This is a genomic window from Psychrobacter sp. CAL346-MNA-CIBAN-0220, from assembly GCF_040309805.1.
GTDB lineage: Bacteria > Pseudomonadota > Gammaproteobacteria > Pseudomonadales > Moraxellaceae > Psychrobacter.
The window spans coordinates 1-241 of sequence record NZ_JBEOPF010000666.1; the positions used below are offsets into that span (position 1 = coordinate 1).

Below are 241 nucleotides of genomic sequence, written 5' to 3' on the forward strand. Positions count from 1 at the left end.
CAATTGAGGTGGATCAAACCTAAATGTCCAACGCTCAAACTTGTCTGTTTTTATAAGCTCTTGTGAGAAATACCTATAAATACTTTCAAACGAATCTTTTACATCACTGTCTAGCAATATCCAAGCAAGAAGATACCTAAACCCTTCATTATCAAATAATATTTTTGGGCAATTTGTTGTGGGCAAAGCGTTGATTAATACATCAAGTGGGAACTCTTCATCACCACTTAATGGATTATGT

At 34.4% G+C, this 241-nt stretch carries 1 pseudogene; it reads right to left on the reverse strand.

The window, feature by feature from the left end:
• A pseudogene (locus AAEY88_RS15250) lies at positions 1–241 on the reverse strand (hypothetical protein); the annotation flags it as partial.